The 13,452-nt window shown below is 58.4% G+C and carries 11 protein-coding genes; 5 read left to right on the top strand and 6 right to left on the bottom strand.

The annotated features are described in order from the left end of the window. The first annotated feature begins 36 nt into the window (after positions 1–36). On the top strand, positions 37–282 hold the full coding sequence (locus EU557_RS15705; RefSeq protein WP_167855234.1) for a transposase: 246 nt from the start codon (positions 37–39) through the stop codon (positions 280–282). A gap of 112 nt (positions 283–394) precedes the next feature. On the opposite strand, the gene EU557_RS15700 is transcribed toward EU557_RS15705, so the two are convergent. Continuing rightward, complete coding sequence (locus EU557_RS15700) at positions 395–1,147, bottom strand: SDR family NAD(P)-dependent oxidoreductase (protein WP_135531407.1); 753 nt, start codon at positions 1,145–1,147, stop codon at positions 395–397. Between the two features lie 94 nt (positions 1,148–1,241). Then, on the bottom strand, positions 1,242–2,186 hold the full coding sequence (locus EU557_RS15695; RefSeq protein ID WP_135531406.1) for a helix-turn-helix transcriptional regulator: 945 nt from the start codon (positions 2,184–2,186) through the stop codon (positions 1,242–1,244). A 368-nt stretch (positions 2,187–2,554) separates the two neighbouring features. On the opposite strand from EU557_RS15695, the gene EU557_RS15690 reads away from it, so the two are divergent. After that, positions 2,555–4,168, top strand: coding sequence for a protein adenylyltransferase SelO (locus EU557_RS15690; RefSeq protein WP_135531405.1), 1,614 nt, complete (start codon positions 2,555–2,557; stop codon positions 4,166–4,168). A gap of 156 nt (positions 4,169–4,324) precedes the next feature. On the opposite strand, the gene EU557_RS15685 is transcribed toward EU557_RS15690, so the two are convergent. Then, positions 4,325–7,717: a DEAD/DEAH box helicase gene (locus EU557_RS15685; RefSeq protein WP_135531404.1), complete on the bottom strand. Its 3,393-nt coding sequence runs from the start codon at positions 7,715–7,717 to the stop codon at positions 4,325–4,327. Positions 7,718–7,779: 62 nt separating this feature from the next. Between EU557_RS15685 and EU557_RS15680 the strand changes: the two genes are divergently transcribed. Beyond that, entirely contained in the window at positions 7,780–9,108 is a 1,329-nt protein-coding gene (locus tag EU557_RS15680; RefSeq protein WP_135531403.1) for a leucine-rich repeat-containing protein kinase family protein, read from the top strand. A gap of 37 nt (positions 9,109–9,145) precedes the next feature. Here EU557_RS15680 and EU557_RS15675 read toward each other — a convergent pair whose 3' ends face one another. Beyond that, on the bottom strand, positions 9,146–9,538 hold the full coding sequence (locus tag EU557_RS15675; protein ID WP_135531402.1) for a SpoIIAA family protein: 393 nt from the start codon (positions 9,536–9,538) through the stop codon (positions 9,146–9,148). 68 nt (positions 9,539–9,606) lie between these two features. Between EU557_RS15675 and msrB the strand changes: the two genes are divergently transcribed. Next, positions 9,607–10,083: a peptide-methionine (R)-S-oxide reductase MsrB gene (gene msrB / locus EU557_RS15670; protein ID WP_135531401.1), complete on the top strand. Its 477-nt coding sequence runs from the start codon at positions 9,607–9,609 to the stop codon at positions 10,081–10,083. Between the two features lie 35 nt (positions 10,084–10,118). On the opposite strand, the gene EU557_RS15665 is transcribed toward msrB, so the two are convergent. Continuing rightward, a complete protein-coding gene (locus EU557_RS15665; protein ID WP_135531400.1) occupies positions 10,119–11,426 on the bottom strand; it encodes a hypothetical protein in 1,308 nt (435 codons plus the stop codon). Positions 11,427–11,891: 465 nt separating this feature from the next. Between EU557_RS15665 and EU557_RS25955 the strand changes: the two genes are divergently transcribed. After that, entirely contained in the window at positions 11,892–12,017 is a 126-nt protein-coding gene (locus EU557_RS25955) for a peptide-methionine (R)-S-oxide reductase (protein WP_342588253.1), read from the top strand. A gap of 45 nt (positions 12,018–12,062) precedes the next feature. On the opposite strand, the gene EU557_RS15655 is transcribed toward EU557_RS25955, so the two are convergent. Next, a complete protein-coding gene (locus EU557_RS15655; RefSeq protein ID WP_167855233.1) occupies positions 12,063–13,352 on the bottom strand; it encodes an aminotransferase class V-fold PLP-dependent enzyme in 1,290 nt (429 codons plus the stop codon). Between the last annotated feature and the right edge of the window lie 100 nt (positions 13,353–13,452).

Genomic DNA, 13,452 nt, shown 5'->3' with positions numbered 1-13,452 from the left:
TGCCTCCTGCGTCGTCACGAAGTAACAGAATGGGAAGTGCAAGTGGTCGAACCGCACACGGTAGGCCGCCTGTACCCAGGACGCGACAACCGCTTGTTCGTTAATGCCGTGCTTTACCGCGTGCGTACAGGCCGCGACTGGCGCGACTTGCCCGAGCGGTTCGACCCCTGGAACCCGGTGGCGCGGCATTCCCGCCGCTGGGCACCAGCGGGCGTAGGGGAAGCCCGCTTTCAGGCCGTGCAGGACCAGAATTTTCTTGCTAACAGCTGCCTTAGCCGCTAAGTGGGTAAAGGAATTGTTGCACCGACGTAGCAATTAAACGCAGAAACAGGCAGGCACTAAATTAGCACCTGTCTGTTGCTGCGTTTAATTGCTACTAAGCTGTTAAGTAGCGCTATAGCATCACGCCGCCCGTGGCTTCCAGGCGCTGGCCGTTGAGCCAGCGGGCGGCATCGGTGCAGAGGAAAGCGACGATGCCGCCAATGTCGTCGGGCTCGGCCGTGCGGCCCAGGGCCGTTATTTGGGCCACCCAGGCGCGCATTTCGGGCGAATCGGGCATGGCCCCGCCGCCAAATACCGCGCCCGGTGCCAACACGTTGGCCGCAATGTTGCGGGGTCCCAGCTCCAATGCTAGGTAGCGGGTGAAGACCTCAACGGCCCCCTTCATGCTGCCGTAGGCCGAAAAACCCGCGAAGGAACTGCGCGCCGACACCGTAGAAATATTGACGATGCGGCCGCCATCGCGCAAGAAGGGCAAAGCCTTCTGCGTGAGAAAATACACGCCCTTGAAGTGCACGTTCAGCATTTCATCAAACTGCGCCTCCGTCGTTTCGGCGATGGGCGCGCTTAAACTAGTGCCAGCGTTGTTGATGAGAAAGTCGAACCGGTCGGTGCCGAAGGTATTAGCCAGCATGGTGGTGACTTGCGCATAGAAAACGTCGAACGTGCTAAGGTCGGCCGCATTCAGGGGTAGGGCCACGGCGCGGCGGCCCAGGGCCTCGATGGCCGCCACGACGGCGGCAGCTTCGGCCTGCTGGCTGCGGTAGGTGAGAATGACGTCGATGCCCTGCTGAGCCAGTTTCAGAGCCATGTCTTTGCCCAAGCCCCGGCTGCCGCCGGTGAGCAGAGCAATTTTGGAAGTACTCATGAGGAGTGCGTTTTGCAGTGTTAGTTGAACACGACAAAGGTCCTCTGGCCCGCGTCCAGCAGTGTTGTAGCCGCCAATCAGCTTGTTGTATAAATCAAATCGACACGACTTCGAGCGTGCGAAATGCGCCGGGGCTCACGGCGGCGTAGCGGCGGAAGAAGTGCGAGAAGTGCGCCACATCAACAAAGCCCAGGCTGTCGGCAATTTCCCAGAGCGTCCAGTCCGTTTGTTGCAGCAGGGCCTTGGCTTCCTGCGCCAGCCGCCCGCCGATGAGGTCGGTGGTGGTGCGGCCGGTGCTGTCTTTGAGCACCTTATTGAGGTGGTTGACGTGCACCGCCAAGTGGTTGGCAAAATCCTTGGCGGTGCGCAGCCGAAGCTTTTGCTGGGGCGAGCCGATGGGAAACTGCCGCTCCAGCAGCTCCACGAAGCGAGAGGTCAGCCGAGCCGCCGCCGAGTGGGCGGGGTGCAGCGCCGTGGTAACCTGCTGTTTCTGGCCCAGGTGCAGCAGCTCCAGCACGTAGGCTCGCAGCAAGTCGTACTTGTGGGCGTAGTCGGAAGCTACCTCCTCGTGCATCTGAGCGAACAGGGCAGCGGCCCGCGCCGTTTCGGCCGGGGCCAGTCGAAACACTAGGTACCCCTCGGCGCGGAACAGGGGCAACTCGTCAGGAGTAAGTCCCCCGAGCACTGGCAGCAGGAACTCGGGCGAAAAGAGGCAGAAGTGCCCCTGCTGCGCTTCGGTGGGCCGCCATTGAAAAGCAACCTTAGGTGTCGAAAATACCATTGTATCCGGCTCAATGCCAATAGCTTGTTCGGCATATTCAGCGCGGCTGCGACTGCGCATCAAGCTGATTTTGTAGAAGGAGCGGCAGGGGTAGGCCGTGCCGGCGCGCAACTGGGTGGTTTCCCACAGGTCGGCCATAGCAAACACATTGAAGTGGCCGACCTCGCGCTGAATGCCGCCGGGCAGCAGTTCGCTCAACTCGAGGCCGGTGCAGGGCACCAACTCCTGATAGAGGGCAGTGAGGGCGGTAGTTGTCATGGCGCTAAGCAGCTTGTAAGATTCAGAGCTGCGCTCAGTAACTCGCGGCCACGGCTACTTGTTCGGGCGGTAGCCTTCAAAGGCCGGGGAGGGAGGCTTGCGCCGCTGCCGCAGCGCAGCTTTGCCACGCGCTACGAGAAGACTGCCTCATCTTTTTTAGCGGTAGTCCACCTGCTCGACGCACTTGATTGGATGTGGTAGTTATCCACAAAGCCTGGGTAAATCAGTACATCCCGCAGGGATTCGCGCCGTACACAGATATGGGTGCAGCTAACAGTGACAGTTAAGGGTAAAACAGTGGCCTAGAACAGCTGTTAAGATGCCCTGGCGGCCGAGCAGGCGGCGCTCCTGAACAATAACTTTTTCGTATGTCGATACAAACTGAAACCCAGGCTCAGGCCCTGGAAGAAGCTGTTTTCCAAAACTCTTTCGTGGAGGAGCTGAAGGGCGAAGCTTCCATGAATAAGAACCCGCGTCAGGTGCCGGGCTATCATTACTCGCGGGTTACGCCTACCGCGGTAAAAGATCCTCGTCTGCTGGCCTGGTCAGAAGAGCTAGGCCAGTATCTGGGACTTGTGCAGCCGCCGGAGCGCGGACCTGCCGTTGAGATGCTGGCTGGCAACCGGCTAGCTGAAAGCATGAAGCCCTTTGCGGCCCGTTACGGGGGGCACCAGTTCGGAAATTGGGCCGGGCAATTGGGTGACGGCCGAGCCATGTCATTGGGCGAGCTTACGGCTACCGATGGCAGCATCTGGGAAGTTCAACTCAAGGGGGCAGGCCCCACACCATACTCACGCCGCGCCGACGGGCGGGCGGTACTGCGTTCTTCCATCCGGGAGTTTTTGTGCAGCGAGGCCATGTACCACTTGAGCGTGCCCACCACCCGCGCCCTGAGCCTGGTGGCCACCGGCGACGAGGTAGTGCGCGACATGTTCTATAATGGCAATGCCCGGCCTGAGCCGGGTGCTATTGTAGCACGGGTAGCACCTACGTTCGTGCGGTTCGGCAACTTCCAGATTCTGCTGGCTACCGGCGAGATGGACAACCTGCGCCAGCTAGCCGATTATGTAATTCGACACCAATATCCTGAGCTAGGGGAGCCTTCGCCGGCCGTGTACGTGCGCTGGTTTGAGGAAATCTGCCGCCGCACGGCCGTGATGATAGCGCACTGGCAGTCGGTGGGCTTCGTGCATGGCGTGATGAATACCGATAACATGTCGATTCTAGGCCTGACCATTGACTATGGCCCGTATGGCTGGCTGGAGCCCTACGACCTCGACTGGACGCCCAACACCACCGACTTTGGTGGGCGGCGCTATGCCTTTGGGCAGCAGCCGCGGGTAGCTATGTGGAACCTCATGCAGCTAGGCCAGGCAATTTCCCCATTAGTGGAAGACGTACAGTTGCTCAACCCGGCGCTTGATGTGTATATCAACACGCTAGAGGGCATGCGTCACAGCATGATGCTGGCTAAGCTGGGCTTAACCGCACAGAACCCGGAGGAAGACAAAGCGCTTATCGAAGCTCTGGAACCGGCGCTGGCTGAGTCCGAAATCGACATGACTATCTTCTTCCGCCGCCTCTCGCACACCGGCCCGGAGTTACTTGCCAACCCAGAAAATGAAGAAGCCAAGCTGCGGGATTTTCTGCAGCTGGCCGCGTACTCTATGGCGCCAGCTGAAGAGGCAGAGCTTGTGCAGTGGCTGAAACGCTACCTACAGCGCCTGCGCCAGGAAAGTGCCAGCCCAGAAGCTATTCGGGAGAGTATGCTACGTGCTAACCCAAAGTACGTGCTGCGCAACTACTTAGCCCAGCAAGCCATTGAGGCCGCCGAAACCGGCGACCTGTCGCTGCTGAACCGACTGATGCAAGTGCTCAAAACCCCCTTCGACGAGCAGCCGGAGCACGATGAGCTAGCCGCCAAGCGCCCAGACTGGGCCCGCGAAAAGCCCGGCAGCGCTACGCTCTCATGCAGCTCGTAAGGCTCCTTGAGGTGGAGAAATCTAGGCTGAATGTCCTCCTGACGCAGGAAGGATCTTTTCACTTAGCAACGAGTGGCCTAGCGCCTCGTGCTGATGTGAGAAGATCCTTCCTGCGTCAGGAGGATGTTTAATATGGGAGAATACTCTTAGAAGCAATTAGCTGAACAAGTCCAGCAGCTCCTGTTGCGTGAGGGCTTTTAGTAGCGCGGCATCTGTCTTGATAAGATCGTAGGCCAGTTCTCGCTTGGTTTCCTGGAGCTTCATAATCTTCTCCTCGATAGTATCGGGGCAGACGAGGCGCACGGCTACTACTTTCTTGTCCTGGCCCAGGCGGTGGCTGCGGTCGATGGCCTGGTTTTCCACGGCGGGATTCCACCACGGGTCTACTAGGTACACATAGTCGGCGGCGGTGAGGTTGAGGCCTACACCGCCCGCCTTCAGCGAAATCAGGAATACGCGCACCGAGTTATCTTCCTGAAACCGCGCCACGGCCGAAGCGCGGTCTTTGGTTTGGCCGGTGAGGTAGGCGAAGGGCATCTCATCGGCCTGCAGTTCTCGCCTGATCAGGTTGAGCATGGAAACGAACTGCGAGAAGATGAGAATCTTGTGCTGCGGGGCCTTGCTGCGGATTTCATCCATAAGCACCTCCAGCTTGGCCGAGTCCTGCCCGTAGTCTTCCTCATTGCGGAGCAGGGCGGGCGAGTCGCAGATCTGGCGCAGCTTGGTGAGGCCTTGCAGCACGTGCAGGCTGTGCACGCGGGGCGTGTCGGGGTGCTGGCCGAGGAGCAGGGCACGGTAGTCGTCTTTACAGGCCTCGTACACGCGGCGCTGCTCCGGGCCCATCTCACAGTAGAGCACCATCTCCGTTTTATCGGGCAGCTCAGCGGCTACCTGGGCTTTGGTACGGCGCAGCACAAACGGGTTAATTTTGCGCTGCAGCTCCCGGGCGCGTTTGCTCTCTTTAAACTTATCAATGGGTGTGGCAAAGTGGCCGGTAAACTGCTGCTTGCTGCCCAGCAGGCCGGGGCAGGCAAACGAGAGCAGGCCGTACAGGTCAAAGGTGTTGTTCTCCACGGGTGTGCCCGTGAGTACCACCCGGTTGCGGGCCTGCAGCAGGCAAGCCGCCTTGTAGCGCTGCGACTCTGGATTTTTAATGGCCTGCGCCTCGTCCAGAAAAGCGTAGTTGAAGCGGTAACCTTTCAGGGCCTTGATGTCTGACACCAGCGTGTTATAGGTTGTCAGGACGATATCGTAGCCATCGAAATTCAGCGGCTCGCGGGGGCGGCCGGTACCGTAGAACGTGTGCACGCGCAAGCTAGGGGCAAACCGAGCAGCCTCGGCCTGCCAGTTGAAAACCAGGGAAGTAGGCACCACTACCAGGTTGGCGCCCGGGCGGCCCAGGGTGCGCTGGTGCAGCAGAAAGGCCAGCACCTGAATAGTTTTACCCAGGCCCATATCATCGGCCAGGCAGCCTCCAAAATGGAAGCTGTCGAGGAAGTTGAGCCAGTTTAGGCCTTGGCGCTGGTACTCGAGCAGCGTAGCCTGCAGCTCTGGGGGTACCGGCACGGGGGCAATGCCCGTGAAGTTGGCGGCCGCCGCCTGAAAAGTAGCTAGCTGGGCTTGGGCTTCGGCGGTAAGCTCTGCTGGGTCGTAGAGTTCCTCAATGGCCGAGAAGTTGGCGTGCGGAGTCCGGATTCGCTCATCTACCACCTCGCCCGCCGCGAAGTAGCGCGCAAACTTCTCCACCCATTCCAGGGGTAGCAGGCCACGGGTGCCATCATCAAGGCGCACGTAGTGGCTGCGGTTGCGCACGGCCTGGTAAAGGTGGCGCAGCGTGGCGTGCTGCTGCCCAAACTTCACTTTCAGCTCCGTATCGAACCAGTTGGTTTCGGCTGTTACATGCACTGAAATCTTGGCCCGGTGAGGGTTGAGCGTGTTGCCTTTGAGTTGATTGAAGCCTAGAATAGTAATCTGCTGGCTCTGCCACTCCTCAAACGCCATCGGAAACCACTCTTCCCGCAGAAACAGCGCCTTGGAAACGTAAAACGACTCCTGCTGCAACTGCTCCTCAAACGGCGGATGCTGCCTAACCAGGGCCCCGATAAAGCGAGTTTCGGCCGTCACATCTCGCTCCACCACAAATGGTTGGCCTGCCTCATCCAGCGCGTACAACTGCCGCCGCGAGAGCACCGACACCTCTTTCGAACCGTAGCGCATGACGGGCAGCACCTCCACGTGGGGGCCGGCGTCGGAGAGGTACAGCAGCTTCTGGGGCTCCTCATCAAAACCGCTGGCGGCGCGCTGGCGCTTGGTGGCGGGGCGCATGTAGGTATAGACAATGTGGAGCTTGTCTTCTAGGTTAGCCAACACATCCTGCTGGAACTCGGCGAATTTGGACTGGTGAATGAGCAGGGTGTTGTTGCGCTTTTTGAAGAACTCAATCACCCGCCATACTTCCAGGTCTTCCACCAAGTACAAGGCTTTATCAACCGCAATGAAGTACTCGAAGGCTACCGTCACCGTCTGCAGATCTACCGGCTGATCGTGAAGCATCAGACGCCCCGATACCTCGAAAAACTCCCCTTTTTCCTCCACCGTCAGGCGCAGATCAGTGCGGGCGGTGCGCAGCAGCAGGGGCACCAGGGAAGGCCCAGTGAGCTTGTCGGACACCGTGGGGTTATGGGCGAAGAAGGGGAGGCCCGCCGGGTTGTGCAGGATGGCCCGCAGCGCCGCAATGGCCGCCGCGGAACGGGTATCGTCGTAGTTGTTCTGGAAGCGGCCTAGGCCAGTGTAGAACTTCAGCTCCTGCGCATCCTCCGTCTGCCAGATGCTATCCAGCGGGTTCAGTACCGTAACGGGGTTCTTGACTTTGCCGGCGGCGGTCAGGGCCGCTTCGGCTAGCTGAATGGTTAGGTGGCCGTAGTACTTGTGCCGACTAAACACCACCAGCCGGTGGGAGGTGTCAGGAGTCGGGATAGGCACGCGCTTGGGCGGCAGGAGCTGGCTCATCAGCTCCTGCTTGGTGGTGGCCGTAACGGGGTAAAGCTCGGGCTGCCGGGGCTCCACCTCTACGCCCTGCCGGGTATAGATCAGCTGGAAATAAACGTCGAGGTTGGGAGCCTGCTCCAGGCCATAGTCGCGGGCGGCGGCGCGCAGTAGCTCCTGGCGCGGTTTGGGGTCGAAGAATAGGCGCAGCTCTTTGCGCTGCAGCAGGCTCAAAAGTACTAGCCCTTGGTGCTCACACAGCGCGGCTTTTGGGGTAGGGCAGGTGCAGGATACCGCTAGGCCACTCGGGAGTTGCTCCACCGTTACGGTGGGCGCCGGCCCAGTGCCCATAGCGGGCCCTAGGCCACTAAATGTGCCAAGGTTCACCGCCAAGGCAGTGGGGTGTACTGCTGCCAGCAGCCGCGTATCTAGTAGGGGCAGGGTGGGGCACAGGTTCTCAATCTCAAACCTCGTTAAGTCAGCCAACGCCACCGACTCGAAGACGTGTTGGTGGGTGGAGGGAGCATCCTCCGGGAGCGGTGGGAGTTCCGGTTTTCTAGGCATGGGGCTGAGCTGGCGACGCAGCAAGTTAGGCGTAAGCACGTTTGTTTCGCGACCTTTGCCTCATGCATACCCTTGAACAACTACGGGCCGGGGAGCTGGCCGGCATCCAGCGGCTGGATCTTTCGTGCGGACTAACGGAATTCCCCGAGGAAATCTTCGACCTCGCCGACTCTCTGGAAATCCTCAATCTCTCGGGGAATGCCTTGTCCTCGCTGCCCGCCGACTTAGGGCGACTGCATAAGCTGCGCATCCTGTTCTGCTCCGATAACCAGTTTACCGAGGTGCCCGCGGTACTAGGCCAGTGCCCCCAGCTAAGCATGGTAGGATTCAAGGCCAATCAGATTCATACCCTCCCCGCCGCGGCCCTAACGCCCGGCCTGCGCTGGCTTATCCTCACCGATAATGAGCTGCGCACCCTGCCCCCTGAGCTAGGCCAGTGCACTCACCTGCAGAAGCTGATGCTGGCCGGCAATCATCTCACACACCTGCCCGAAACTATGCAGGCCTGCACGCGGCTGGAGCTGCTGCGCATTGCCGACAATGAATTTGCCGAGTTGCCTGCCTGGCTGCTCACACTGCCCCGGCTCTCGTGGCTGGCCTACGCCGGCAACCCCTTCTGCGACACCCTAGAAACGGCCATTGTGGGCCAGTATCCTATTAGCCTCATCAAGTGGCAAGAGCTGGAAATTCAGCAGCAACTGGGCGAAGGTGCTTCCGGAGTAATCTATAAAGCCCGCTGGCAACAGCATAATGCGGTGCAAGACGTGGCAGTGAAGCTGTTTAAGGGAGCCGTGACCAGCGACGGCCTGCCGCACAGTGAAATGGCCGCGTGCATCAGCGCCGGCACGCACCCCAACCTGATTGCCGTGGAGGGCAAGATTACCCAGCACCCAACCCACACCGAAGGGCTGGTGCTGGAGCTCATTGACCCCGCGTTTGGTAACCTGGCCGGGCCACCCAGCTTGGCCTCCTGCACGCGTGATGTGTACGCGCGCGGCACCACGTTTACGCCAGAAGCGGCCCTGCGCATTGCCACGGGCATTGCCGCCGCGGCTCAGCACCTGCATACCCGTGGCATTATGCACGGCGACTTATACGCTCACAATATCCTCAACACTACCGCCGGCGAGAGCCTGCTCGGCGACTTTGGCGCGGCCTGCTTTTTCGATGTAAATGAGCCGAAAGTGGCCTACGCTCTGCAGCGCCTGGAAGTGCGGGCGTTTGGCTGTCTGCTGGAGGAGTTGCTGGCGTATTGCCCGGCTGCTCCCGATACGGCGGCGTTCCAGACCCTGCGCAACTTGCAGCAGCGCTGCGTGCAGCCACAGGTAGAGGCCCGTCCGCTGTTCGCAGAAATTCAGCAGACCTTGGCGGGAGTGCTACAAAATGCTTAACCCAAGCATAAGCCAGTTGTAGGCAGCGCTTTGTTACTTACAACTGGCGCTGTAGCCAAGCGTAGGCGGTAGCCAGGTCATCGAACAGGATAACGGTGGGTTTGGTCACGAACTGCATGGCCGTTTCCATGGATCGTCGGGCTGACCAGTGAGGTGGGCAAACCCAGGCTACAAAGCGGATGCCGCGGTTGGCCAGCATGGTATAGTACTGGTCGCCTACCCAACGGGCGCCTTCTTCCCAGTCGCTGGTTACTTGGCTGTTGTCGTTGAGCATCTTGCAGCAGGGCCGCGCGTCAAGGTAAGACAGCACTAGTTCTCCGCCTGTTTTAGCCGAGGCCGCATCATGCACGCCTTTCCACTCCACGTACAGCCAGTCGTGTACGGGGTCGTAGGAGATGGAGAGGGGAGGAGTATCGTAGAGGGGCTCCATGCACTGCAAAAAGAGAAGAACGAAAGTAGTCTGTTGACTCCAAAAGTTACTAGTTTCATCGTAACCCTATGCTACGCTGGAGTGATATCCTCAAGTTTGCCAAGTACAGCAACCCCGAGCCACCGCGCCACCTGATACAATCAGAGGAAGCATGGGCGGCGCAGCTGACTCCGGCTCAGTTCCGCATCATGCGCCAAAAGGAAACGGAGCCGCCGTACCGCAATGCTTACTGTCGCTCCTACGAGCCCGGTGTGTACGCCTGCGTAGGGTGCGGGAGCCAGCTTTTTGATTCCACTACGAAGTACCACGCCATCTCGGGGTGGCCTAGTTTCACGCAGCCGCTCACCAAAAACGCCATCAGGTATGGCTTCGACGACAGCTACCACCTGCAGCGCGTTGAGGCCCAATGCAACGTCTGCGGCAGCCACCTAGGCCACGTCTTCCCCGACGGGCCCGAACCGAGTGGCCTACGCTACTGCATTAACTCAGAGTGTTTGGTACAGCTAGGAGCAGCTGACGGAGTAGGAAGTGAACCACAGGCGTAGGGGCTAGCGCAAGCCAACATTGCTTCCGATAATCCCTAGTTGAAGCGCTCCACGGCAATTTTGGCCAGAGACGCAGTGCCGCCGTAGTAATAGTTGTCGGGGCGGTAGGTGGAGCTTACGCTGATAAAGCCATTGTTGCCATCCTGAAACAGCTTTACGGGGTAGAGGCGCGTCTTCTGCGATTTCACGCGGCGGTAGCCGTTCAAGGATATGGCCTCAATGGTTTTGGCTGAGGTGCCGGCGTACAGCATTTGAGCGGCCGGGTCGAAGCCGTAGCAGGTAAAGGTGTAGTTGCCGCTACGGGGTAGATTTGTTAAGTGGGTCATGTCGCGGCGGTAGAGGGCGCCCTCCGAGCCAGTGGCATACTGTTCCCCCGTGGGAGAAAACTCGAACAGCAACGCATCCAGGGGATAGTCGCCGTGGTACCTATCGTCATAGAAAGACTGGTAGAAGCCCGCCGCCGAGAAACGATAGTAGTCCTGATCGACGGGAGAAATGCTAAGGCTCACACCAATAAACTCCGTAGTTGTGCCCGGTACTTTCTTTAGCCGCATGTTGCTCCACGCCAACGAACCCGCAAAGGAAATCCGGGCTTTGGTGGCCCGGCTGAAGGTTTGCAAGGCGCTGCCCGCGTAGTACGTGCTGGACACAAACAGCTGGTTATTGCTGGCTAGCACATCGGTAAGCGGACCCATGTTGGTGGTCAGCTCATCGAGTTTGGTTAAGGTAGCGGCATCGTAGATAAGAATCTGACCGTCGGCGCAGGGCACGTACAACTCCTGCCGCCCTTGGTACGTGCCAAAGCTGCAAAACCCAATGTTCTGGCCTATTTGCACCGATTGGGTAACCTTGCCGCTACTCAGGCTAAACTTCCGGATGTCGCCTTGCTTGCCGAAGAAGTATAGGTCTCGGTTTTGGCTATCAAACTGCACGTCGGTTATATATGCATTCAGGCTCTGTACTCCCGGCCGCCGGTAGGTCACCACATTACTTTCAATGATTCGGCCCGACGAGAGCACCCCAAGTACTTGGTACTGCACGTAGCCAGTGTACGGCACATTCCAGTCGCGGTGGCGGCCAATAAACTGCGCCTTGATGTGAGAAGTACCGGCCTCGGAGGTCGGCTCGGTGGGGTCTTCCTTCCGAATTACGCGGTACTCCACAAAGTCCGGATTATTCAGTGCCGACCAAGTCAGATTAGCCACACTGTCCCCTTGCATTTGCAGCTCATTCAGGGTAATGCTATCCGTGATAATGACGGGGATAGGGTCTTCTTTTTTTTCTGATTCACACGCTGAAAACAAGCCTAATAATAGAAATAAAACAAGTAAACGTTGGATCATGTCAAATACAATAGAAAGAGGAAAGAGAAGGATTTAGGAATATTGCGGCCAAATTCGAGATTTATTGAACCTGATTTGGCCTTAAGTGAAGGGGAGTATCAAATTTAACTGTGCAAAGAAACCAGACCTGAGTCAACTCACACAATAGCATGGGTAGTACTAACTAAAAATATTTGCTTCCTGAAAACTGATTCGTCCAAGGAGCCAAAGTCTTTATTAGATGGCGGTGTTCGAAATCAATTCAATTTAGGGGCTACCCGGGCCATGGCTCTGCAGCAGTGCGGTACGGCCACCACGCACTCTTCAATGGGTAGCGTCACCACATTTTGTAACCTAGTGTGCATGCTCTTACTCCCAGGCCAGCGGCTCCTCCTAGGCCAGTTAGCTTGTATGCGCAGAAGGGTTGGGCCTAATACGGCCTGTTCAGAGTAGCCTAGCTTCACGCAGCCGCGCACCAAGAGCGTCATCCGGTATGCCTTCGATGACAGCCACCACCTGCAGCCCATCAAGGCCCTGTGCAACGTGTGTAGCAGCCACCTAGGCTACGTTTTCCCGACGGGCCCGAGCCTAGTGGCCTACGCTACTGCATAAACTCCGGTGTTTGGTGCGGCTAGGGTCTGCCGCCGGATAGCCTCGTTAGCCCTTGGCCCGAATGCACTCATCCAGCGCCGCCATAAACTGGTCAATTTCCTGAGGCGTGTTGAAGAAGCTCAGCGAGATACGCAGGACACCTTCTAGGCCTAGAGACTTCATTAGGGGCTGGGCGCTGAGCTCTCCGGCCCGAAGGGCAATGCCGGTGTTTTCGTTGAACCAGCTTTCGGCTTTCTTCGCCTCAATGCCATCAAGCGTAAACGAAATCAGCGGCTCTTTTTCAGGCGCGCTGCCTATGATCTGGACCCGGTCTACGGCCTCCATCTTGCCCAGGGCGTACTCCAGTAAGGCCTGCTCGTAGTCGGCAGATTCCTGGCGGCCAATGCTCCGCAGATAGTCGATAACGGAACTGAAGGCGATAATTTCCACGAAAGCTTGCGTGCCGCCTTCAAAACGTTGCGGGGCTGATTTGAAGGAGGACTCTCGCGTGGAGGGCGTGCGAGTGATGCTTACTTTATCCACCATCTCTTCGCCTAATTGGTAGGGAGGAAGTTTATCAAGCCACTGCTTATGGCCATACAGCACACCTACGCCGCTGGGCCCGCCCATTTTGTGGCCCGAGAAGGTGTAAAAATCGCAGCCTAGCTCCTGCATATCCACGGGCATGTGGGGCGCGGCCTGGGCGCCATCTACCAGCACGGGAATGCCTCGCTGATGCGCCATTTCTACAATTTGCTTGATGGGGTTAATGGTGCCCAGCACGTGGGAAGAATGCTCAACGGCAATAAGGCGAGTGTTATCCGTAATGGCATCCTGCAACTGGTTTAGGTCGATTTCGCCACTGGCCGTGATGGGCAGTACTTTCAGGTTGGCCTTGGTTTGGTTGCAGGCCATTTCCCAGGGCAGGTAGTTGGAGTGGTGGGCCATCATCGTGATGATTACCTCGTCGCCGGGTTGCAGAATGGCGCGCTCAAGGCAGGTGGCAATTAGGTTGATGCCTTCGGTACAGCCGCGCACGAACACCACCTCATCCTTCGAGCAGTTAATTAGGTCGGCTACCTGCTGGCGGGTATTCTCCAACTGCTCGGTAATAGCCACGCTCATCGGGTGGTTTTCCTGCGGCTTGGCGTATTGCTCCAGGTACAGCTGCTGCAGGCGCTCCACCAGCACATGCGGCTTGTGACAGGAGGCGGCGCTGTCTAGGTAGATGAGGGGCTGCCCATTTACCTGTTGGTGCAGGGCCGGAAAATCTTCCCGGATGCGGGCTACGTCGAAGCTGGAGGAAAAGGCTTGGTTACCTGATGTTGTGGGGGTGGAAAGGGTGGGAGCAGGCATAGGAGGGGAGGGTACTTGGGTGGAAAGAAGACAGTTTGTAAAGCCCATGTATACGTTGTCTGGCTCCCGTCTATTCTGAATTAATACCTATTATGCGCCG

Origin of the sequence: Hymenobacter wooponensis (assembly GCF_004745865.1) — a bacterium.
GTDB lineage: Bacteria > Bacteroidota > Bacteroidia > Cytophagales > Hymenobacteraceae > Hymenobacter > Hymenobacter wooponensis.
Note: the sequence above shows the minus strand (reverse complement) of the source record. Positions and strands in the feature narration are given on the sequence as shown.